16 protein-coding genes are annotated in these 22,559 nt (G+C 50.8%); 9 read left to right on the forward strand and 7 right to left on the reverse strand.

The annotated features are described in order from the left end of the window. Nucleotides 1–30: 30 nt before the first annotated feature. The gene (locus tag EXU85_RS26405) at nucleotides 31–1,680 is read right to left on the reverse strand and encodes a DUF4980 domain-containing protein (RefSeq protein WP_142774958.1); all 1,650 of its coding nucleotides are present in this window, start codon (nucleotides 1,678–1,680) and stop codon (nucleotides 31–33) included. A 596-nt stretch (nucleotides 1,681–2,276) separates the two neighbouring features. Between EXU85_RS26405 and EXU85_RS26410 the strand changes: the two genes are divergently transcribed. The 9 genes from EXU85_RS26410 to EXU85_RS26450 all read left to right on the forward strand — a co-directional run bounded on the left by EXU85_RS26410 (nucleotide 2,277) and on the right by EXU85_RS26450 (nucleotide 11,694). Next, nucleotides 2,277–2,567: a hypothetical protein gene (locus EXU85_RS26410; protein WP_142774959.1), complete on the forward strand. Its 291-nt coding sequence runs from the start codon at nucleotides 2,277–2,279 to the stop codon at nucleotides 2,565–2,567. A gap of 131 nt (nucleotides 2,568–2,698) precedes the next feature. Further along, entirely contained in the window at nucleotides 2,699–3,046 is a 348-nt protein-coding gene (locus EXU85_RS26415; protein ID WP_142774960.1) for a hypothetical protein, read from the forward strand. A gap of 242 nt (nucleotides 3,047–3,288) precedes the next feature. Beyond that, entirely contained in the window at nucleotides 3,289–3,621 is a 333-nt protein-coding gene (locus EXU85_RS26420; protein ID WP_142774961.1) for a transcriptional repressor, read from the forward strand. 234 nt (nucleotides 3,622–3,855) lie between these two features. Further along, a complete protein-coding gene (locus EXU85_RS26425; protein WP_142774962.1) occupies nucleotides 3,856–6,147 on the forward strand; it encodes a TonB-dependent receptor in 2,292 nt (763 codons plus the stop codon). Nucleotides 6,148–6,303: 156 nt separating this feature from the next. Continuing rightward, nucleotides 6,304–7,671: an HmuY family protein gene (locus EXU85_RS26430; RefSeq protein ID WP_246859253.1), complete on the forward strand. Its 1,368-nt coding sequence runs from the start codon at nucleotides 6,304–6,306 to the stop codon at nucleotides 7,669–7,671. A gap of 11 nt (nucleotides 7,672–7,682) precedes the next feature. Next, nucleotides 7,683–8,558: a hemin ABC transporter substrate-binding protein gene (locus tag EXU85_RS26435; RefSeq protein WP_142774964.1), complete on the forward strand. Its 876-nt coding sequence runs from the start codon at nucleotides 7,683–7,685 to the stop codon at nucleotides 8,556–8,558. Nucleotides 8,559–8,563: 5 nt separating this feature from the next. Next, nucleotides 8,564–9,664: an iron ABC transporter permease gene (locus EXU85_RS26440; RefSeq protein WP_142774965.1), complete on the forward strand. Its 1,101-nt coding sequence runs from the start codon at nucleotides 8,564–8,566 to the stop codon at nucleotides 9,662–9,664. A 186-nt stretch (nucleotides 9,665–9,850) separates the two neighbouring features. After that, a complete protein-coding gene (locus EXU85_RS26445; RefSeq protein ID WP_142774966.1) occupies nucleotides 9,851–10,648 on the forward strand; it encodes a heme ABC transporter ATP-binding protein in 798 nt (265 codons plus the stop codon). A 20-nt stretch (nucleotides 10,649–10,668) separates the two neighbouring features. Further along, on the forward strand, nucleotides 10,669–11,694 hold the full coding sequence (locus EXU85_RS26450) for a hemin-degrading factor (protein WP_142774967.1): 1,026 nt from the start codon (nucleotides 10,669–10,671) through the stop codon (nucleotides 11,692–11,694). A gap of 176 nt (nucleotides 11,695–11,870) precedes the next feature. Here EXU85_RS26450 and EXU85_RS26455 read toward each other — a convergent pair whose 3' ends face one another. The 6 genes from EXU85_RS26455 to EXU85_RS26480 all read right to left on the reverse strand — a co-directional run bounded on the left by EXU85_RS26455 (nucleotide 11,871) and on the right by EXU85_RS26480 (nucleotide 22,501). Continuing rightward, complete coding sequence (locus tag EXU85_RS26455; protein ID WP_210422409.1) at nucleotides 11,871–12,065, reverse strand: hypothetical protein; 195 nt, start codon at nucleotides 12,063–12,065, stop codon at nucleotides 11,871–11,873. Beyond that, nucleotides 12,058–13,269 (reverse strand): PepSY domain-containing protein, encoded by a 1,212-nt coding sequence (locus EXU85_RS26460; RefSeq protein WP_142774969.1) that lies wholly within the window; start codon nucleotides 13,267–13,269, stop codon nucleotides 12,058–12,060. The genes EXU85_RS26455 and EXU85_RS26460 overlap by 8 nt, the downstream gene beginning before the upstream one ends. 68 nt (nucleotides 13,270–13,337) lie before the next feature. Next, nucleotides 13,338–15,767, reverse strand: coding sequence for a TonB-dependent receptor (locus EXU85_RS26465; protein WP_142774970.1), 2,430 nt, complete (start codon nucleotides 15,765–15,767; stop codon nucleotides 13,338–13,340). Nucleotides 15,768–15,978: 211 nt separating this feature from the next. Continuing rightward, entirely contained in the window at nucleotides 15,979–16,836 is an 858-nt protein-coding gene (locus EXU85_RS26470; protein ID WP_142774971.1) for an FHA domain-containing protein, read from the reverse strand. Between the two features lie 218 nt (nucleotides 16,837–17,054). Then, on the reverse strand, nucleotides 17,055–21,035 hold the full coding sequence (locus EXU85_RS26475) for an FtsW/RodA/SpoVE family cell cycle protein (protein WP_142774972.1): 3,981 nt from the start codon (nucleotides 21,033–21,035) through the stop codon (nucleotides 17,055–17,057). A 185-nt stretch (nucleotides 21,036–21,220) separates the two neighbouring features. Beyond that, the gene (locus tag EXU85_RS26480) at nucleotides 21,221–22,501 is read right to left on the reverse strand and encodes a serine/threonine-protein kinase (RefSeq protein ID WP_142774973.1); all 1,281 of its coding nucleotides are present in this window, start codon (nucleotides 22,499–22,501) and stop codon (nucleotides 21,221–21,223) included. Nucleotides 22,502–22,559: the final 58 nt, after the last annotated feature.

A 22,559-nucleotide genomic window follows, 5' to 3' on the forward strand; every position in this document is an offset into this window, starting at 1 on the left:
TAAATCCTATGGTTTCTTCTGAAGCACCTTCTACTTCCAGATCGACTTGACCCTATACAGCGTAAAGTCCTTAACATCAATTCGATTTCCCCAAAACAATAGACCTTCTTTATTGCCTGAGACAGGCTTTCTTTCCATCGAATACGAGTAAGCCCCACCATCAATGAAGACTTCTATGGAGGTTCGGTCCACATAAATATCGGCCGTAAGCTCCATGCTGGTCATGTTTTCCGGCGAATAGAATACCTTATTTACCAAGTTGGCATTCAGATCATAATCGAGTATTCGCTGGCCGAAAAGAGACAAGCCCGCACTGGTTGCATGCGACAGTTTAACGGTTGTTTTTATCCTGAACTGGTCGAGCTGATTAAACGATTTCAATTTCTGATTGGCATCATCGGCGCTCAGAGACGCCCCGTGCAGAATTGGTTCAACGAGTTGTTCCGTTTCCTTGACCGGTACGCTACTCAATCGCAGGCCATTTTTGGTTGTGTGAAGCCTGAGTTCAGTGGGTAGAAGCATCATGTGGTTAAAGGGCATTCCGGGCTGCGGAACCCGGCCCCAGCCAATCTGAATGCGTCGGGGATCACGTTCGGGCATATTGGCAAAAGTTTGTGCCGCATAGATGGTCCCGGTTGTATAGTAGTGTTTCCCCGATTCGGGTGTGAAGGTTTTCCCATCGAATGAGCCGATCATATACGTAGTCGATGCCCCATACATGACCCATTTCGTCTTACTTTTATCGCCATCTATGGGTAATTCGAATAAATCAGGGCATTCCCAAAAACCCGTCACATGGCTCGCATACGTCCATTCCTTCAGGTTTCTTGAGGTATAAATCGAATGCCCGTCCCGTTCGTTCAGAACCATTACCCAATGGTTGCCTGGCTTATACCAAAACACCCGTGGATCACGAGTATCCTTGCTGCTCCATTTCGCTTTCGAATCAATCAGTGGGTTACGGTCGTATTTTGTCCAGGTGCGGCCTTTATCCAAACTATAGGCCATGCACTGAACTTGTTTTTCCGGATTATCGACGGTAAAAAAAGCAATCATGGCGGGTATGCTCCCTTTGTTAAATCCAGCGGTATTGTCGTAGTCGATTACGGTTGAGCCCGAAAACATGGTTCCCATACTATCGGGAGATAGGGCGGTTGGCAGTTCCTCCCAATGGATCATATCCTTGCTTACTGCATGCCCCCAGGACATGTTTTCCCATTCCCGTTCGTAGGGGTTATGCTGATAAAAAAGATGGTACTCCCCTTCATAGAAAATCAGTCCATTCGGGTCGTTGATCCAGCCCCGGCGGGTTGAGAAGTGGTATTGCGGACGGTTCGTTTCGGTATACAGCGAATCCTGACCAGCAATTTTATCGTCCTGATAAATTTTACTCAAGCCCTCTAACTTGCCATCGTAATTAATGGTGATGGTTTTCCCCTGAAGAGCAGCCATATCGCAAAACACCCAATAGTCGGGCTTATCGGCCGCCAGGCGTATCTTAAACGAGCGCTCCTGTTTGTTATTGATCAGGAACTGCATCGTTCCCCTAGTTTGAGTTTGGGAGACCGGCAGATTGAGGTATCGTTTCGTGATTGTTAGGGAAAGCGGTTGTGCCAGAAGTGAACGACTGCCGGATATAATCAATACGGCTAGAACTATACGGGTAAAAGCTAATTTCATCTGATCAGGGTAATTATAAGCTTGAAGCAGCTACTAAGTCAGTTATACTTTTTGAGGTGTAGATCGTCCTTAAGGAATGGAAGTTAGTTGCTGACTGGGAAGACCTTTGTTGCACAGGTTATCTGCTAACACACCTGATTACTCTACAGAAGTTGACATAGTTCATAAGCTTTTCCAGCTTTGCGTAACCCCATTAAATTATTTAGATTTTTTCTAAATAAATAGGGCAATTATTTGGAATGAGTATAAACAAGAATTACGTTTGTAAGGAATTAAGCGGGTGTGATTTATTTTCTGCCCAGCTTGATCGAATAACCGTAGTCCACTGGAATCCACATCAACCACGTATTCAGTTTTTAATGCCTTCGACCAACCTCAGATTTAGCTTTTTGCTTGTGAGCTATCTGGCTTAAAGCAATTACTGAGGGATGCTAGTGTAATTGTACACTAGCGGGAAGTCCTGAAAAAACTCGGAACTAAGTACGTTTCAGTTCTTCAATAAAACTCGATTGAGTACCCAAGCCCTAAGCGTGGCGGCTGCTGTTTCAGATTAATGCTCACATCAGTCGCCCGCTCAGGCACAAAACCTGGTAATCATGAATAACTGGATGAAATGCCCTTTACAACTGGCCAAAACACAGCATGGGGAGGTTGTACTCCACAACGATGCCGAATTTCAGTATGCTTTCCGCTTTGGCTCTATACACCGGCTACTCACCGCTGAACAGTTTCACCTTCTTTATCATTCTGCATTGAGCATTGACCTTAATCCTGTTTCAATGCCACCCAACCAACCGGATAGCAGAATGGTATCACCCACTACAGCCATGTTTACACTGTTTGGCCCATTGACCCATGTTGAACTTTTAGAGTTAAAACCCTGCTAGGCCAAGCAACTTTGTTGATCACAAGCTTAGCGAGAGCTTACGAATCCATTAACTAACAATTGGATAAAACAGGACAGCTATGTGAACTGGATCGGCTCCTGGAGCTACTGTTTCTTCTAAACTAACCCAGTATGAACCAACGAAAAGAACCTCTCTTTCAAAGTTGTTACGGGCAGGCTACAGTTTGTCGTCGTAGTGGTGGATTCTGGCTTGATTTCGGTGAAACCCAGATTTGGCTTTGTCACGAGCGCTTACGGCAATTAGCCCGCAAGGTAAATCACCTGGTGAACGTTTCGGAACGGCCACACGGCCAGGCATTTTCCCAGCAACTATTGTTGTGTCTACCTGGCTCGTATGACACTGTGTCGGTTTTCTCCTTTGACGAATTGCTGGATTTGCAGGCTTTAGTCAATGGCTCACTAGCGATGGTAGATCTGTACGATTTCCTGCACGTTAATCAACTCCATATTGCCAGTTGATGTGCGTGCAGGAGTCTGGCTCGGGTAACTATCCGCACCAGCCAGAGTAGCCTGTATCGGCAAGTATAAATACTTATACGTATATAGATACACGGTAGAAAAAGAACGCTCAGCATATAAACCTGAAAGTAGTATCGCTATTGACTAAACCTGCGGAGACTACTGATAGCAATACCGATGTGCTTCTATTGATAGATACCAATTGATCTGTACCCGCATCTCTACCTATACACGTAACGAGTATGAACTATCAGACTGGATTGGCTAATGAGATAGCCATTGATCCGCAGGAATGGAGAGAACGGTTAACGAGTTATTATCGTGAAACAGGCACCAGATCGTCCGCAAAGCAGATATCGGTAGCCATGGCTCTTGGCGAACAAATGGCCTATACAAATGCAGATACCTTATGGCTGTTTATGCGTAGACAAAAAATTCAGATTAGTAGGGCAACTGTTTATAAAACCCTAACGTGGCTGGTTGGGGCTGGTTTTGTTCATAAAAAGGGGAATGGCCATCGAACCGCCCTGTATTTAGTGAATCAAATACAGGCCAGATTTTTAGCTACAGAATAAATTATTCAGAAAAATTCTAAATAAGGCTTGTTTACAAGCGCGGCATCCCTACATTTGTGCATTATTTTTAATTTGTCTAAATAAAAACCATTATTGATTGGCGCATGCCTTTTGCCAAACAGGTGCCAACTCTGAATGCTACGCTGTTTGCCAAAGTACTGATATTCAGGAAAAAGGTTCGTGAATTAGATACTAGTAAGCCGATTGACTCCCCGCTATTTTGACATAATTACTATGAAAAAGAAGTATACCCGTCACCTATATACAGCATGGTTTCTGTTCCTACTCATGAATACAACCCGGCTCTGGGCGCAACAAACCGTTGGCAGCATAGAGGGCACAATTTTGCTGGCTGATGGCACACCCGGCGCATTGGCTACCGTACAACTTAAGGGTATCAAAAAAGCCACAATGGCCAATGGAAATGGCCAATTCACCATAACTGGCCTGCCGGTCGGCAAACATGAATTGCAACTATCTATGGTCGGCTATGAGTCTGTTAGCCAGATCATTCAGGTTGAAAACAACAGGCCGACCAACGTGACCATCCGCCTGAAAGCTGCCAGTAATGCACTCGATGAAGTGGTTGTAACCGGGCAATATGAGCCGCAGTCAATAAAAAAATCGGTGTATCAGGTTCGGGTGATCAGTAGCGAACGCATCCGTTTACGGGGCGCGCTGAACGTAATGGGCGTATTGAATAATGAGTTAGGCTTCCGATTCTCCAATGACCTTACGCTAGGCACAACGGATGTTCAGCTAATGGGTATGGCCGGGCGTAGCGTGAAGATCCTGCTGGACGGGTTGCCGATGGTTGACCGGGGCGATACGCGGGAAAGCATCAACCAGATCGATATCAACAGCATCGAACGGATTGAGATTGTCGAAGGGCCAATGTCGGTTTCGTATGGCTCAGATGCGCTGGCAGGTGTCATTAACATTATCACCAAAAAACCAGGTGCCGAACGGCTGGGAATCACGGCCAGAATTCAGGAAGAAACAGCTGGCTCAGACTATAATCTATTGACCAAGCAAGGTGTTCACCTGCAAAATGTAGGGGCCACCTGGCAAAAGAACGGCTGGAACGTATCGGCTGGCGTGACCAACAATACCTTTGGGGGCTGGCAGGGGCTATCGGAAGGACGCGTAAATGACTGGTTACCCAAAGATCAATTGTTTGGTCATGGCAAATTCGGTTACCGGTCAGCAAGAGCTAACGTGTACTATCGGCTGGATGCCCTGAAGGAAAATCTGCTCAGTCAGGGAGCCGAAAATGTTAACACAAATCAGGCGCGTGACCAGAAATACATCACCAACCGCTATGTACATCAGCTACAGGGCGACTGGAAAGTAAACGACCGATTCCAGCTTACCGGGCAGGCTTCTTACACGGATTACCAGCGCCGGACACAAACCACAATTCTGGATGTAAGCACGGGCTTACGCACCCTATCGCTCGGTACGGGTGAACAGGATGTATCGAAATTTACGAGTCAGACATACCGGGCCACTACTCAATACACGGCATCATCGGCATTTTCCCTGCAATCTGGCATCGACATCAACCTGGATGGAGCGTCTGGTGCCCGGATTTCAGGATCACCTACCATTAACGACTATGCGCTTTTCGTTTCGTCAACCATCAGCCCTACGGCCCGCATCAGTATTCGTCCGGGTTTGCGTTTCATCAGGAACTCGGTCTACGACGCGCCACCGGTCATTCCGTCCCTTAACGCCAAATTCGCACTGACCAGCAAGCTTGACCTTCGGGTAGCCTATGCTCGTGGCTTTCGCTCCCCCGCCCTGCGCGAATTGTATTTCAACTTTTTCGACGCCAGCCATTCGATTCGCGGGAATCCGGATCTGAAAGCCGAGACCTCCAACAGTTTTAACGGATCGCTGGCGCTGCAAACCAGTTCGAAAGTCAAATCGACACTCGGCTTTTTCTACAACGACTTCAATAACCTGATCAGCTACGGTGTCGATCCAACGAACCCGAGTATCTCGATGACCATCAACATCGACAAATTCAAAACGACGGGTGCCACCCTGGAGAACGTCTTTACCTGGAAAGATCTGCAAGCTACCGTGGGGTTCTCCTACATCGGTCGTTACAATAGCCTGCTGTCCGACACCACGGCTTATGGCTCGTTACCCACGTTTATCTGGTCGCCGGAGGTCAATACGAACCTGACGTACAGCCTGAAAAAGATTGGTACGAAACTGAGCGTTTTCTACAAATACACCGGCAAACGACCCAGCTACACCGCTACGGTAACCGCCGACAATCAGGTATCGGCCACCTTGACGGAGATCGCGGCTTTCCATTGGGCTGATGCTACGCTCACGAAAACGCTCAATAAATTCCTGATCCTCAACGCGGGTGTTAAAAACCTGCTCAACATTACCCGCCTGGCCAATACCTCAACCGATACAGGCAGTGCGCACAGTACGGCTGGGCCTGTGCCCTACAGTTATGGGCGTTCTTATTTCCTTGGGATCAGCTTTCAATGGTATAAAAACTAAATAATGAATAATGAATAATGACAAAACACTGACTATCAGACATTATCCATCCTCCATTATACATTATTCATTATAAATCAGCTTTGCCAACAAACCTCCTCCATGTTTTTTAATCCTTCAAATTCCAACAATCAAATGAAAAGAGTCTTCATAATCATGTTCGCCCTAGCGGTAAGTACACTGAATGCCTGTAAAGAATCCGATCCCCCACTTCCAGACAATTTAGTGCAATTCGAAAGCGCGGAACAGGGTCTGGATGCAGCCACTAAAGAAGCGACCATTAAACTCAAACTATCACGGGCGGTTGATGCCGCTACACCCGTAACCATACAAGTGACGCCTACGGGCATTGCCAGTGGAACCCAGTTCACGACAACACCAGCGCTAACCTCGAATACATTGTCTCTGACAGTGCCAGCGGGTGCCAGCGAAACCTCCTTTAAACTGACCAAAGCCGACAATATTTTTCTCTCCGGCACGGAAACCATTGCATTCGCCATAGCCTCGGCAGGTAGCCCGGTTTTGGTTGGAACGACGAAACAGCTGACGGTTAAGTTCACCTCCATTGTATCGGCGGGCACGACACTGACGCTGGATGGTGGAACGGGGGGCTCCAGTGCCATCAATGCCGTATTCGTCGATTTGAGCAACAATACCCAAAACGCGGTGAAGCGCGCAAGCTGGGATTTAGGCTTCTCTTCGGGCACTGACTTCCGGGTTATTATCAACAATATGACTGGTGCGGCTGCCATTGCCCTGACCAAAACCGATCTGACACAGGTAACGGCTGCCGATACCGTTGGTCTTGTACTGAGCACAAGTGATTTCAGTCCAGCCGGATTGAAATTGATAGACGATGTATCGGGGGATCTGACGAAAACAGTAATTCCGGCTATCTCGGCTACCGACGCTGACAACAAAGTGTACATTCTTAACCGGGGTACAGGTGGTGCAACACCCGCCAAAGGTTGGATAAAGCTCAGAGTATTGCGGAATGGCACCACGGGTTATACGCTTCAGTATGCAGGGATTAAAGAAACGACGTTCAAGACCGTTTCAATCACGAAAGACGCGGCCTATAATTTTAACTACGTATCGTTTGATACCGGAGCGGCTGTAGCCGTTGAACCGGCCAAAGCCAAGTGGGATATTGAATGGACCGGCGGCATCTACCTAACCAGCGATGGCACCAACAACATCCCCTACTACTTCTCCGATCAGGTCTATATCAACTTTCTGGCGGGTGTAACAGCGGCCGAAGTACTGACCAGTACAGTTACGTATGATGCGTATGTCGAAACCAATATTGCAACAACCACCTTCAAAAGCGATCGCTCTGTCATTGGGTCAAACTGGCGGGCAACTACGGGAACACCCATCGGCGTAAAAACCGACCGGTTCTACGTGATTAAGGATGCTGCGGGCAACGTTTACAAACTGAAATTCATCAGCTTCATCTCCAACGATGGTGGCGTACGGGGCAACCCGAAATTCGAATTCAAACTGGTTAAACAAGGTAGCTAATCAAGATAATCATGACGAAATCAATCCTATCCACAACGGGGCTTATGTGCCTTTTGTGGAGCCTGCTGATCGGAAATCATCCGATATATGCAGCCAAACCGCCTAAAGAGGAACCGGTTCGTATTGTGTCACTTGATGGCACAGTCAGTGAAATTCTGTGCGAATTAGGCTTACAATCCCATTTGATCGGGGTCGATGTAACGAGTACGTATCCCGAATTGCTGAAAAGCCTGCCGAAAGTGGGCCATAACCGCAGCATTTCGGCCGAAGGCGTTATTTCGCTAAAGCCAACGCTTGTACTCACGACCCAAACTGCGGGAACGAAACCAGAAGTGATCGACCAGATTAAAGCTGCGGGCATCAAGGTTATTTCGTTCCAGCAGGAATACAGTGTTGCCGGAGCTAAAAAACTGATTCAGGATGTAGCCACTACCTGCCAGGTTGGTTCGAAAGCCAAGTCAATACTCAAAAAACTGGACGCCGATCTGGCGCAGGTCAGGAAGGCACCAACCAGCCCAAAAGTGCTCTTTATTTACGCTCGGGGTACGGGTACCATGATGGTATCGGGCCGGGGCACGCAGGTTGCCAAAATGATTGAACTGGCGGGCGGTGTCAATGCCACACCTGACTTCGAGAATTACAAACCCCTCACCGCCGAAGCCCTGGTGACGGCCAATCCCGACGTGATTTTGCTGTTCGACAGTGGACTCGAAAGTCTGGGGGGTAACGAAGGCTTATTGAAAGTGCAGGGTATTGCCCAAACGAATGCGGGCAAAAACGGCTGGATCATCGATATGGATGGCCATTTGCTGAGCGGCTTTTCACCCCGTTTAGGAAAAGCATTACAGGAGTTAGCGCAGAAACTTACCCAAAAACCCAAAGCGTAAGCAGCATGACCAGCACCACGATCGATCCGCCAGAAACACTAAAGCTAACCCAGAAATCAGTGCTGAGAACAACCCTCAATCCGTGGTTGCTGCCTACGCTGATTGCCGTATTGGTGGTAACGGTTATCCTGTCGGTAGGGATTGGTGCCGTGCAGGTAACGCCCTATGAAATCGGGCTCATTCTCCGCAAGGCGTTGGGAGAATCGGTGGACGTAGATGGGACGAAAGAGGCCATTCTGCTGGTCATTCGGTTGCCCCGCGTCTGTCTGGCTGTGCTGATCGGTGCAGGATTGGCCATCTCTGGAGCCGCTATCCAGGGGTTGTTCCGGAATCCCCTTGCCGACCCCGGTCTGATTGGGATTTCGGCAGGCGCTTCACTGGCCGCAGTCACAATGATTGTGCTGGAAGTGAAATTCTTCCAAACCCTCACGGGTGTGTTGGGCATGTATGCGTTGTCGGTGGTGGCGTTTGCGGGGGCCTGTGTAACGGCTTTTTTCGTGTACCGGATTGCCCGCATGGCGGGTAAAGACCTAATCACAACCATGTTGCTAACAGGTATTGCCATCAACGCACTGTCGGGCGCGTTAACCGGCATTATGACCTATCTGGCGACCGATGAACAACTTCGCAACATTACGTTCTGGAGTCTGGGTAGTCTGGGAGGGGCCAGCTGGACATCGGTACTGGGAATTTTACCCTTTACGGTTGTGGCGTTAGCGGGTATTCCACGCCTGGCAAAGTCCCTCAATCTGCTGGCTCTGGGCGAGAGTCAGGCCAGTATGCTGGGGGTGAATTTAAAAAGCGTCAAACGACAGGTCATTATTTTCGCCACAATGGCCGTGGGTACATCGGTAGCGGTTGCGGGCATCATTGGTTTCGTTGGGTTGGTCATTCCGCACCTGATCCGGATGGGCGTCGGTTCCGACCACCGCCGGGTACTAACCGGCTCAGCTTTAGGTGGTGCCATCGTACTGACGTTAGCGGATTCGCTCGCCCGAACGCTGGTTGCCCCGGCAGAACTGCCCATTGGCATCTTGACTGCGCTGGTCGGAACACCCGTTTTCTTATGGATTTTGTTTCGGGACAGACGCAGGACAGGTGCTTAACTTATCATGACTCACGTTCTCGCTTGGCTGTGCCGAGTGAGGACTATTAGTTCAAGGGCCTCTGGCCCGTGTGATAAAAAATAATCTCTAAAACGGGCCAGAGGCCCTTGAACCAATACCCCTCACTCGGCACAGCCAAGCGAGAACATAGAAGCACATAGGGAAGGCACTTAACGTATCACGACTATGCTAGAGGTCAACAATTTGTCGTATCGAATTCGGAATCGGAAACTGCTCGATGGGGTTTCGTTCCAGGCTAAACCGGGTGAATTGCTGGCCATCGTTGGGGCAAATGGCGCGGGGAAATCAACCTTGCTCAAGTTGTGCACCCGTGAACTAACGGCTTCGGAAGGTGGAATCCAGCTCTACAGCCGGGCGATTAATACATATTCCGAAAAAGAGCTTTCCCTGTTTCGGGCGGTATTGCCGCAACAGAACTCGGTGGTGTTTCCGTTTCTGGTCAGCGAGTTAGTCCTGATGGGTCGGTATCCTCATTTCGAGTTTCATCCGTCTGAACAGGATTATCTGATTGCCGAAATGGCGCTTAAAAAAGTGGGTATGTGGGCGTTTGCCAGCCGCATTTTCACGACCTTATCGGGTGGGGAACAACAGCGGGTACAATTGGCGCGGGTGCTGGCCCAAATCTGGGATGTGGAGCAGGGAATTCTATTTTTAGATGAACCCACCACCGGTCTCGATCTGCTGCATCAGCAGCAGATGCTGGAACTCGCCCGTGAATTCACCCAACGAGGCTTTTGCGTCGTCGTGATTTTGCACGACCTGAATCTGGCCGCACAGTATGCCGATCAGATCATTATGCTACGGGCCGGTCAGGTGGAAGCCGCCGGGACACCCCGAGATGTTATCACGGAGGCCACAATTCTCCGCGTATTCAACTTGAAAGTATGGCTCCTTTCACATCCCGAAATGGACTGCCCTATGGTAGTCCCTCAACATCACCAATTCTCTGACAATCAACTTTAACATTAACAGATCAATACGCCATGACAACAACACAAAGTCTCAAAGAACGCTGGGCTGCGTTCAACCTGGAAAATCCAAAAACCAGAATCCGCGATGCGGCAAAACAACTGGGCGTCAGTGAAGCTGAACTCCTACAAACGCAGGTTGGCGAAACGGTGCAGCGACTGGACGGTGATTTTCGCGACTTACTGAAAGGGGTGACAACCCTGGGCCATGTGATGGCGCTGACCCGTAATGACAACATCGTTCACGAACGCAAGGGCGTCTACGAAAAAGTATCCTTCAACGATCAGACAGGACTCGTTCTCGGGCCAGACATTGATCTGCGCCTGTTTATGTCGCACTGGCATTTTGGGTTTGCAGTCGATGAAAACGGCCGGAAGAGCCTTCAGTTCTTTGATCTGGATGGCACCGCTGTGCATAAGATCTATCTGACGGATAAATCCGACACTGCTGCCTATGATGCCTTGGTTCAAAAATACCTGGCGGTTGACCAGACGAGCCCGATTGTTACGGTAGCCTACCCCGAAAAAGAAGCCGGTATATCCGACGCGGACGTTGACGTACAGGCATTTCAGGAAGCCTGGTTGGCGATGGAAGATACGCACCAGTTTTTCGGCCTTCTGCGCAAACACAAACTCGAACGGGAACAGGGACTTCGGCTGGCTCCTGAAGGGTACGCGCAGTTGATATCGGCAGAGCAACTACAAAAGCTATTCGAAACCGTGGCTGAACGGGCGCTCCCCATCATGATTTTTGCCTCAAGCCCAGGGTGCATTCAGATTCATACCGGGCCGGTTAAGAAGTTAGTCACCACAGGTCCCTGGTACAATGTACTAGACCCCGAGTTCAACATGCATTTGCGTTTAGATCAGGTTCACCATATCTGGGTAACCCGCAAACCAACGAAAGATGGTATCGTAACGGGACTCGATTTATTCGATAGCGAGGGCAACAATATTGCGTTAGTATTCGGGAAACGTAAACCGGGCGTTCCTGAACTAAAAGAGTGGCAGGAAGCTGTAAGCGAAGTGGTTAGCGCATAGCACACTCCCTGTATTTTGTGATGTTTTTGTGGTGTCAGATGCTTTCATCTGACACTTTTAGGTTTCTCAAAACCTACTAACACTAGGTTTTGAGAATCGCAACCGGTACGCCGGGGCGGGCGAACCGTCCTAAGTTGTCGGTTATCAGTAACCGACATCACGGCATGCTATATCGGTTACCGAACTCGCTCCTTTTTAGGGCCCGTTGGTTTGATCACAAACCGGGCAATTACAAGGAGTGGAATACCGAGGGTGAGCCAGGAAAGCGCATCCCAACTACCGTCGCCGACCAGGGCCGATATAAGCCCGACGAGGCTGCTGATTCCCAGTAAAATAGGTATTGTCCAGGTATGTCCGAATGGCTTAGTCACGGTAGTCTCCCTCCTGGGCATTTAGGGTTAAAATTTCGGTTTCCTCCAACTGCTGACTGGTTTTAGCCGTTTTGGTTTTCTCCATACGCGCCATCTGCGCTTTGGTGGCTTTGTTTCGGGCAAACCACAAATACAGCCCACTGATCAGGACCACAATCGTGATGATATCGAATATAGCCCAGATGATTTTCAGGGGCAGTCCGCCGTAATCGCCGAAGTGCAGCGGTTGCGAAAGAAATACGGCATTGACGTACCAGGGCATACTTCGCATATCGGTTAATTTGCCCGTTTTAGCGTCAATCAGAGCCGGTTTAGCCAGCCGTTCGGTTAGGGGTGTGCTCCCTTTCATAAAAACGGCGTAGTGGTGCTGACTGGAATATAAGGTGCCCGGATAGGCCACAAACGAGGGTTCCATATCGGGAGCGGCTTGCTGGGCCACCTTAAGCGCCTGATCGAGCGGGCTCAATTTACCTTCTAACGGAGCGGCATCTTTGTAGGGAGCGACCATCTCGGCGAGTTGCCCCTGCTGCCATAGTCCCTGTACCACTTCGGCCAGGGTGTTTACTACCCCCGTGAAGCCAACAACCGTGGCCCAGACGACTGTTACCACGCCAAGCAGGTTATGCAAATCGAGCCACTTCAGCCGGGTTGATTTTTCAGTGCGGACCATCCCGAAATTAAACCGACGCATGATCGGACTGTAGAGCATGAGTCCAGACACAATCGCGACCACAAACAAAAGCCCCATCAGACCAAGAAATAGCTCCCCCTTGAGCCCCATGAACATATTGATGTGCAGTTGCAGCATCACGTACATAAAGCCTTCCTGCAACTTGGGCACCTCCAATACGCGAGCCGTCCGGTTATCAAAAATCACCAGCTTATAGTTATCCGCCGGAGCGGTCATCGAATCCGACAACGTAAAAGTGGTGGTATTGGGCTCGTGCTCGTCCCAGTACACAAAGCGGATAACATTTTTTGGAAATTTCTGACGAACCGTTTCCGCCAGTCGCTCCAGTGGTACAGATGGCGTTCCCGCGGGCATGGCTGGAGCCAGCGGGGGCTTGCCTTCCAGCCGCTCAATCTCTTCCGTAAAAATTAGCGGCAAGCCTGTCAGGCAGAGCATGAGCAGGAACGCCGTGCAGATCAGACTTGTCCATTTGTGGATTTGAAACCAGGTTTTGACTTGTTTGGCGGTACTCATACTGACAGGTGATATAGGCTAAACGAACGAATTAAGCCCCCGGCATGTGCTTACCGGGGGCTACTTTTCTAGAATTTATACGCAACACTGCCCACAAAGCTCCGCAGTTTCTGCGCGTTCATGGTGGTATAGCCAATCCAGTAGTGCTGGTTGGTCAGGTTATCTACTTTAGCCGCCAGCCGGAATTTCCGTCGGTCGTAAAAGGCCGATGCATTCAGAACGGTATACGCAGGCAGGATGAATTCACCTAAACTGACACTATTCTGAATCTTGTTGTCGCTGGCGTAGTTACCACCAAACCCAAAACCAAGGCCTTTGACCAGGTAATCCGGCAATCGGTAGCTGAGCCACAGGTTCGCCCGTACCGGCGAGGAAGCCGTACTTGGCCGGCGACCATTCACATCCGCGTCTGCATTGGTCAGCTTCGAATCGTTGTAGGAAAAACCGGCTACGACATTGAAACCGGTAAACGGATTGGCAATAACGTCCACCTCAACTCCACGGCTCAACTGAGTCCCATCCTGTGTCTGCGCAAAACGAGCGGCTGCCAGTGGATTAGGATCGGTGCGGAGCAGGTTCTTCACCTGAATATCATAATAGCTGACAGTTGTGCTCAGTCGCCCACCGAAAGCATTCAGTTTCACCCCCGCTTCGAACTGGTTGGCCTGTTCAAGCTTGGCGAATCGTTGCGTCAGGCTATCGACTGCCGTTACGTCGTAGGCATTGTAAATACCCTGGTTATTGAAACTGTTCTGGTAGTTCGCGAAGACTGACACCTTGTCTTTAATCGGTTGATACACCAGACCCAATTTGGGCGAGAACGCCGTTTGGTTATAGCCAGCCACTTCGGAACCAACCAGGCCGCCCTTATTATGGAAATCATCGACCCGTAAAGCGGCCAGGATGCTGAGTTTGTCGGTCAGGTTCAGCACGTCGGAAACAAAGGCGCTATAGGTATCCCGAATTCCGGTAAGGGGATAATTAAAATCAGGGGCTTTGCTGGCATACAGAGCGGCCATAGCTGCCCCGTTGAATTTGCTGTAATCGTATCCCGTTGTAAGGGGCACCGTATCGTAGGTACTGCCGTAGAACAACTGGTTCGCGTTAGTGTGCAGGTAATCCAGGCCCACAACGATCCGGTTACGCAGGCCACCCAGTTGGAAATCGCCGTTGAACAGTTGCTGAACTTCGAACACATCGTTGGTACTGTTCCGGGTCGATTGATCGGCGCGTACGAGTAGGTTTGACCCTAACGTCTTTCCATCCGGAATGATGTAGAAGTAAGGGCCATTCCCGTTCGAGTAGCTGTGACTCGAACTGAAATTAGTCGATGACGTAAATGAAGGTGAGATACGGTAGTTGACCTGACCAAACAGGTTCGTACTGCGTGACTTCTGCGATAGACCGCTACCCATGTAGGAGTTGCGGTAATCGACGTTCAACTGATCGGCACGGGTAGCACCGAGCGTATAGCCGGGCACATAGAAAAAGAAATTCTGCTCAACCACATTCTCGATCCGATAAATCTCGGCATCGAGCAAAATCGACAACCGCTCGGTGGGTTTAATTAACAAACTGGGGGCCAGCGCAAAACTCTTATTGAAGCCTTCGGTCTGAAACGTTCCTTCGTGACTGGCGGCTGAGTTAAGGCGCAGGAGTATGTTACGGCTTTTGTTGAGGGGCGCATTCACATCCACGCTCACCCGCTGGAAATCGTAGTTACCACCCGAAACGGCGACTTCGCCCCCGAATGTTTCATAGGGCTTCTTGGTCACCCGATTGACCAGGCCACCGTAGGAGGTTAACGCACTTCCGAACAAGGTCGCCGAAGGGCCTTTGATCACTTCTAGTTTTTCCAGATTGACGGCGTCGATACTGCTCGTGACGTTTCCGGCTAATCCATTGCGAAGCTGGCTTTGCACGTAGAACCCACGGGTGTTGTAATACGCGCCACCATCGCCGGAACGGCCCGTAGCGTTCCACATCTTCTGTAGACCAGGCGCATTTCGCATGGCATCATCCACCGTAAAAATGACCTGTTCGGTCAGCAATTCCTTGCCAATCGTATTGTATACCTGCGGATTTTCCAGGTTTTTTAAGGGCATCTTGGAAACATAGTCGCTGGACGACCGCGAAAAGCGGTTCGTGCGGCTGCCGTTTACGATCACCTCATTCAACTGAGCGGCATTTTCCTGTAAGGTAAAATCGATCGTTATCGGTTGTGCATCCTGTACCGTAACGGTTTGTTCGGTCGTTTTCAGACCCACCGCCGACACCTGAATCTGATAGGTACCTACTTTAATGTGGCTGATCGTAAAATCACCTTTGGCATTGGTGACGGCTCCTTGTCCTTTTCCTTTCAGGCTGACCGTAACAGCCTCCGCCGGATTCCCATCCGAGGTTTGTACATGGCCCCGAATAATTGCCGTTTGTTGAGCCAGAGCGGGCAATGTGGTTAACAAAAATAGGAGTCTAAGTAGAGATTTCGTTGTATTCATTTGCACTAAACTATTTAGATTTATTCTAAAGAGTTGCAAAAGAACAACAGAATCCGATCAGATAAAAATTATTTTTATTAATTCTAAATAAAAACCCTTCCATATCTACCTAAATGGAAGGGCAATTGCTGTAGTACCGACCGGGACGGTCGGGCGTGTATACAACGGCTTCCCATCCGACTGGGACGGTCGGTGCTACAAAAAATCAATCTTAGAGCAGCTCAAACAACAGCATCACTTCGCCCCCCAACTCAATCTGGTCTCCGCTTTGGAGTGGGTAGCTCATACCCGCAATATCAGCCCGCTCCATCGTATCGTTCGGATGGATGAGTTTCGTTTTATTGCCTCCGGCGGGTAGTCCGCCCGGGTCGACAAGGAGGGCGTACCGTCTTTGAACCATATCATAGCGGATCGTTGCATGCGCCCGGCTCACAGCGCCATTGCCAGCCCCTTTTTGAGAGTCGAAACCAGGATCATCGTCATTCAATAGGACAATATCGTTGGTCCGAACCCGTCCCGATGCCGTTTGAGTCGTATGCCCGCGACCGATGCAGAAGGTGGTCTGTTGAGCTGAATCGAGGATATACTCAGTCTGCTCCATCTGGCCGACCAGGGCAACGATTCTGGCTAAACGTGGTGAACTTTCCGGCTTCGACTTATCGACGACGACCAGCCCCAAACTCCCTTCCCGATAGGTGCTTTCGGGCAAGTCGTCCGTAAAAAAGGCATAGTCGAACTGCCAGTTTTTAGGAAGCGTAATGTAATTATCGGCCAGTTGGCGACTTAGTTCAGCCTGAAACTTCCCCGGCTGATTTGTCCATAAAGCGACCCGGTACAACTCTTCGTCCTCAGGGCTGGTGCCTAAAATAGACAACCGAAGTCCCACAGGCGCGGTATCCGGCTCATTCTGATAAGCCCGAAGCTTACTCACCACAAACCGTATGACCTGTTCCCGCAGCTGAGCAGCGGGCGGAGGACCGGTTGGGGTTGGGGTAACAGGAGATGACTCACTGCGTTCATTCGCAGGCGTAAACCCAAATAAGTTCTTGACCTTTTCTAATAAGCTCATGGTAAGTTGGTTTAAAAGCTGTTTAAACTTTTAGTTTTCTAGCTAGGATTTGCGCGATTTTTGTCATTCCGACTTTAGGAGGAATCTCAAGCTTGACTATTACGGAAGCTTGAGATTCCTTCTAAAGTCGGAATGACAAAAATCGATTTAGTATCAATAGAAATTAGAAAGTTTGAACAGCTTCTTAATGTAGCGTGGATATCCCACCCGCGCTACGGTTAAAAGCTACCCAAATAATTCCGCTGTTTTAAAATGGGCGCTACTACAGTGTTCGCTAAGTTGACCGCATCGGCAGAGGATTCGCCCAGCTCGATCCGCACCGTAACTACGGTATGCGAACGGCCATCGGGTGTAGGGGCGAAAAATACGTACCAGCCATCGTTCCGCTGAACGCCCTGCACGATCCGTTCGGGGGTGCCGGTTTTACCCGCCACCCGCGCTACACTAATCTTACTCCGCCCCGCCGATGGATTCGACTGTTCGATCATAAACTCCTCTAACTGCTCCGCATAATCAGGCCGACGGGCAATGGGTTTCCCTGCACTGATCGACTTGAGTTTCCCGCCCAGATCCAACACGTAACGCGACGGCTGCAAGACACCTCGGTTAGCAATGGCACCCGCCATTCGGCCCAGGGCTGCAGGAGTTGTAGTCAGTTGCCCCTGCCCCCATGCCAAGCCCGAGAACTCACTCCGGTAGCGTCGTGGATACTGCGTGCTCTGGTACAACTTCCGACGAACGACAAACGAAGAATCACGCCAGTGCTGCCGAATCTGAACACGTTCGGCGTCGGTATGGGTGTCCGAAAAAGAGTAGCCACCAATCAGATCGACGTTCATGCCCGTGGCCAGATAGAGATCGGCCAGTTCGTTATCCAATGCATTATCGTTCGCCGTTCGGATAAAATAGACGTTGCTCGACCGAACAATCGCCTTCCGCATATCGACCAGTTCTCCACAGGGTTCCGATTCCCGCGTGCCTCGGCGAATGATCTCCTGACACGAAATCGGGTAGCGAACCGCCGAGGCCGACGAGCCCAGTTTATTAAACGCAGCCATCGCCGTCAGAATCTTAGCCGTCGAGCCGGGCGCCGTTGGATAGGTCATACCCAGATCGCGTTCGGTTACCAGGTAGGGTAGTTCCAGCCGATCCCGATCCGAGAGCAACATGACTTCGGGCGTTTTAAGGTTCGGTAACGGGTGAATCGCCGACGCCAGCACATCGCCCGAAGCCGCGTCCAGCACCACTACCGAAAGGCGTTTGTTGTTATATTTAGATTGGGCCAGTGCCTTCTGCAACGTCACTTGTAGCTCGGCATTTACGCTTAGGTGGAGATCACGATTTTTAGCTTTCCGTTCGGCAACTTCGCGACTGTCGATCCCGGCCCGCAAGGCCGGAGCGAGTTCGCTGTAATCATAAACGGATAGCGTACGCGTTTGCTGAACCGTCGGACTGAACCGATCGGCCTGGTAATCGGTGGCTACAAGGGTCGTTTTACGCGGGCGACTGTTAAATCCCCGCAACTCGCTGAAGTGTGTAGCCTCGGCATAATAGCCATTGCTTTGCCCCCAGAAAAGTTGCGTATTCAAATCGCCGATCCAGAAAAACAGGTGTTCACCGAAGGGGTAATAGCGTTGAAGCCGCTTTTGGGTGAGCGTTTGAAGCTGATCAGCAGTCAGGCCACTTTGCCGAAGCCGTGCTGACTGCTGCGTAACCAGTTCGGGCGAGCTTGTTGCCAGCACAAGGCCGTTCCGGTCGTAGACGGTGCCTGCTGCCAGCACACGGGTCAGCCGCTCGATTCGGGGATTGTAGCTGTACACAGGATCGCCGTTGCGGGTCACTACCCGCGCGGGCCGTACAATATACTCGCTGCCCTTCCAGCCAACAATCGGCAACAAGCGACCAATCAAAACCACTACGCCGATCAGAAATCCGGCAATACCGGCCATCAGCACCACATAGTAGTTCTTCTCCAGGTATTGCCGTTGCTCTGGCTGCCCCGGCCGATGCGCCACACTGAATACAACGCCCATCGCCATTAAATTGATAATCAGCGAGATTTTTCCGTAACTCAGAAACGGCACGCTAATTCCCGTTAAGGGCAACAACCCAATAGAACCACTGGCGATGATCAGGAATTGAACGCCTGTCGCAATGGCGATACCTGCCACCAAGAAAAAACTGAACGGCTGCCCAGCCCGCCGGGCGTGCAACAAGGTCCGGTGCAATAGTATGCCCATGAGCAGAAAAACGACCACTACACCCAATCCGCCCAGTTCTTCGCCCACGCTGGGTAAAATCATGTCGGTATGGGCGGCTGGCATGGCATTGGCATACCCTTTTCCAAGCCCCTGTCCCGTCCAGCCACCAGCGGCCAATGCCCAGAAACTGTGCGCCAGATGATCGCCCCCATATACATCGTTATTCCAGGGATTGAGCCACATGGCTTTCCGGTCGGCCAGACGGCTCCCCACGAACGGCAACTGATCGCCAAAGGCGAACATCGCGATCACCAGCAGGAGCAATACGGGGGCTTCGGTCAATAAAGCGGCCCAGCCCAGTCCGGTTCGCGAACGAGCCTCGCCCTGCCAATACATATACCCGACCAGCACGACTAAACTGAGCAGTGTTGCGATCCAGCCGGGTAATAGCCAGAGTGCGATGCCATAGCCGAGACCTGTTGCCAGGGTCAGGGGCAGGTTTCCCCGAGCGATGCTGTAAAACAGCAAAAACGTAAAGCAGACAACCAGCGACGGCCCCATATCGCCCAGCAGGAGGTAAAGCAGCATGAGCAACCCCGCTCCGGCCAATGCCCCAAAGCTCACCCGAAAGCGCCAGCGAAGATCGGGCAGTTGCCTGATTTGCTGCTCATTCGCGGCAAAGAACCCCGCAAAGAAAATCAGCAGCAGGTATTTAGTAATCTCGCTGGGTTGAAATGTCAGGCCCAGGATGGACAGGTTCACCCGTACACCACTGCCCTCCGGCCCCGAACCGGCGAGCAAGGTCAGCGTAGCCAGACCAACAGCCAATACCAGCCATGTCCAGCCCGAAAGCCGGACGGAAGCCCGGTTACGGAACGTGAACAGCCAGTCAAACCGCCAGTCGGCATAAAAGCGACCGATATTCAGTTGCGATAAAATCGTCATCCCCGTCAGACCAAGCGCAATCCCTTGCAAGGTTTGCCAGGCGTAAAGCATATCCTGCAAGGGGTCCTGAATGGCCAGAAGTGTCAGCACCGATATACCCGTCAGTAGCATTAGGATGGGCAATAGCAACGGATCGGGTTGAAAGCGACGGATGTCCCAAACACCCTGCACGGCCCAGAACGCCAGCATAAACAGCACCAAAACCGCCCAGAACTGCATTGTAAACGCAGCTGGCGTGCGAACGGCAAACGCATGATCGGTCTTGAGCTGCCCGTACACCGTTGAGCCAATGAGCCGCAACTGATGCCGACGGGCGTTAAAGGTATAATTCTGATCACTGGTCAGATGGCTCGTTCCCCGGCGGCTACCAAATTCGAAACCGGGCTTAAGCGGTACAACGCTATAACCGGATCCACTCGGCAGACCTGTGAAGGAAAACTGCCCATCGGCATCCGTTCGGGCGTAGGTGAACCGGTCAGCGAGTGTATCGGGTTGGGCGGTGGCAGGATGGCGTTTAAGCTGCACCAGTACATCTGCCATCGGTTTTTCGTCACGCATAACCCGGCCCGAAATTTCCTCCGTTCCGCTTCCTGCGCTAACAGACGATGGGTATGCTTTGGGATTGTTTAGCTCGCGAACATACAGCACCGAGTCGAAACCCATTTGCTGACGGGACAACTGCAACCGACTCTGGAAATCGCCCCCCCCAATCCGACTACGCCAGGGAATGGGTGCCAGCACCGAAAACAGCCGTTTGTTTAGTCCTCCCAAATTATCGGGCGCGCCGTTTTGCCGAAGCTTGGTCGCCATTGAATCGGCGACCAATGCCCTGTCTTTCGGGTCGCTATAATAATTGCCGCTATTGAGTAATCGCTGGATTGCCGCTGATTTCAAACCAGCGTTGAGCGTCAACGCCTGACCATTGGCAAAAGCTTCTTTGGCCTGGCTCAGTGCAGGCAACAGGTTCATATACAGCCGCCCAAACAGCAGTAGTAACAGAACCGATGCGCCTACTAAATACAATCGCCCGGACGGGACGGAGGTTACTTTCATGTGTTGGTGGTATTCAACCCTTGAAGTTAATCCCAACTGTGATGTCAGTTTCTTAAAACTGACAAGCGAGGACGGTTCGCCGTTGCGATTCTCAAAACCTCGTTAAGTTGACAGCCTGTCAGATAGGTTTTAAGAAACTGACACCACACAGGTTGACCGGCTCCAGGGAATTTAATTTGCATTATTTAAAACGTCCTCGTCGTATCAACAGCCGCATTCGATGAATCGGGTACAGTTACCGGCGTGTCCGGTATGGGTTCCGAATTACGTTCTGTTGTGGTCGAATCGGTGGTGTTTTCCATTGGGTAGTCTGATGAGGTTTCTGTCGTGTCTTCTGTCATCGTGTCGGTAGTCGACGAATCTGGCATTGTTAACGTCGAATCTGCTACTATCTGGGCTTTTTTGTTGGCTTCGTCCTGGTGGTTCTTGTACAGAATAGCCAGCCCAATCAGTAAGGTCACGATAAAGCAGGCCAGCCCGATCGTCCAACCGTTCGATCGTTGCTCAGGTTCGTCATCAGGTAGCGGGGCAACGGGTGCCACCGGCCTCGGTGCCTGTATCGGGGCCGCCATCGTCCGCGACGAAACGGGTGCCCGACGGTCCATAGATCGACCAACCTGTAATTGCTCCACATTCGCCTGCCCCAGCAGAAACACGAGTTCGTTGACATCACTCAGTCGTTCGGCTGGATTTTTGGCTAACGTCCATTCCAGAATCGTATCCAGACTTGGCGGCAGGTTGTTTCCCGAAGGCAATTGCAGAGCCGGCGGTGGTGTTCGCAGCACATGGCCCATGAACGTGGCGATTCCGGCACTGTCGGTCATCGAAAACGGCACTCTCCCCGACAGGCATTCATACAAAACGACGCCCAGCGAATAATAATCCGTGGCCTCATCGACTCCCCGTGGATTGTCGAACTGCTCGGGCGACGCATATTCGTAGGTCATCAGCGATTGACCCGTCATCGTTTGCGACTGTTCGCGAATGCGGGCAACGCCAAAGTCTGTCAGCAGAAAATGAAGTTCGCCACTGGGCAGCGGCCGGAAGAGAATATTCTCGGGTTTGATGTCACGATGAATAATACCCCGTGCGTGAATTGCCTTAAAGGCTTCGGCCATTTGCAGGCCCAGTCGAATCGTATTGGGTACATTCAGATACCCCTGTTCGCCCAGTAGCGTACGCAGGTTTCCACCCTCGACCCATTCCATAACGATAAACGGCATGGGCATATCCAACTGCACCTCCCGCACACGCACCACGTTCGGATGCTGGATGTCGGTCATTAGTTGCGATTCGAGTCGAAACCGCCGGAGCGTATCGGCATCCGTATTGAGCGTAAAGTGTTTAATGGCCACCAAATCGCCCGTTGCCAGATGGCGTGCCTTCAGGACACGAGCGTTCGAGCGGCCCAGCTCACCGATAATTTCGTAACCCGGAAAATGCGTATTGACGCTTACGGTTGGCATGAGTCAATGAATGATATAGAACGCTGATTGTTATGATTGTTAAGATGGAATATGATTT

Source organism: Spirosoma sp. KCTC 42546 (genome assembly GCF_006965485.1).
GTDB lineage: Bacteria > Bacteroidota > Bacteroidia > Cytophagales > Spirosomataceae > Spirosoma.

Excerpts from the sequence above, each read along its gene's own strand:
- EXU85_RS26405 (WP_142774958.1), bottom strand. The coding sequence starts at position 1,680 with ATGAAATTAGCTTTTACCCGTATAGTTCTAGCCGTATTGATTATATCC.
- EXU85_RS26410 (WP_142774959.1), top strand. The coding sequence starts at position 2,277 with ATGAATAACTGGATGAAATGCCCTTTACAACTGGCCAAAACACAGCAT.
- EXU85_RS26415 (WP_142774960.1), top strand. The coding sequence starts at position 2,699 with ATGAACCAACGAAAAGAACCTCTCTTTCAAAGTTGTTACGGGCAGGCT.
- EXU85_RS26420 (WP_142774961.1), top strand. The coding sequence starts at position 3,289 with ATGAACTATCAGACTGGATTGGCTAATGAGATAGCCATTGATCCGCAG.
- EXU85_RS26425 (WP_142774962.1), top strand. The coding sequence starts at position 3,856 with ATGAAAAAGAAGTATACCCGTCACCTATATACAGCATGGTTTCTGTTC.
- EXU85_RS26430 (WP_246859253.1), top strand. The coding sequence starts at position 6,304 with ATGTTCGCCCTAGCGGTAAGTACACTGAATGCCTGTAAAGAATCCGAT.
- EXU85_RS26435 (WP_142774964.1), top strand. The coding sequence starts at position 7,683 with ATGACGAAATCAATCCTATCCACAACGGGGCTTATGTGCCTTTTGTGG.
- EXU85_RS26440 (WP_142774965.1), top strand. The coding sequence starts at position 8,564 with ATGACCAGCACCACGATCGATCCGCCAGAAACACTAAAGCTAACCCAG.
- EXU85_RS26445 (WP_142774966.1), top strand. The coding sequence starts at position 9,851 with ATGCTAGAGGTCAACAATTTGTCGTATCGAATTCGGAATCGGAAACTG.
- EXU85_RS26450 (WP_142774967.1), top strand. The coding sequence starts at position 10,669 with ATGACAACAACACAAAGTCTCAAAGAACGCTGGGCTGCGTTCAACCTG.
- EXU85_RS26460 (WP_142774969.1), bottom strand. The coding sequence starts at position 13,269 with ATGAGTACCGCCAAACAAGTCAAAACCTGGTTTCAAATCCACAAATGG.
- EXU85_RS26465 (WP_142774970.1), bottom strand. The coding sequence starts at position 15,767 with ATGAATACAACGAAATCTCTACTTAGACTCCTATTTTTGTTAACCACA.
- EXU85_RS26470 (WP_142774971.1), bottom strand. The coding sequence starts at position 16,836 with ATGAGCTTATTAGAAAAGGTCAAGAACTTATTTGGGTTTACGCCTGCG.
- EXU85_RS26475 (WP_142774972.1), bottom strand. The coding sequence starts at position 21,035 with ATGAAAGTAACCTCCGTCCCGTCCGGGCGATTGTATTTAGTAGGCGCA.
- EXU85_RS26480 (WP_142774973.1), bottom strand. The coding sequence starts at position 22,501 with ATGCCAACCGTAAGCGTCAATACGCATTTTCCGGGTTACGAAATTATC.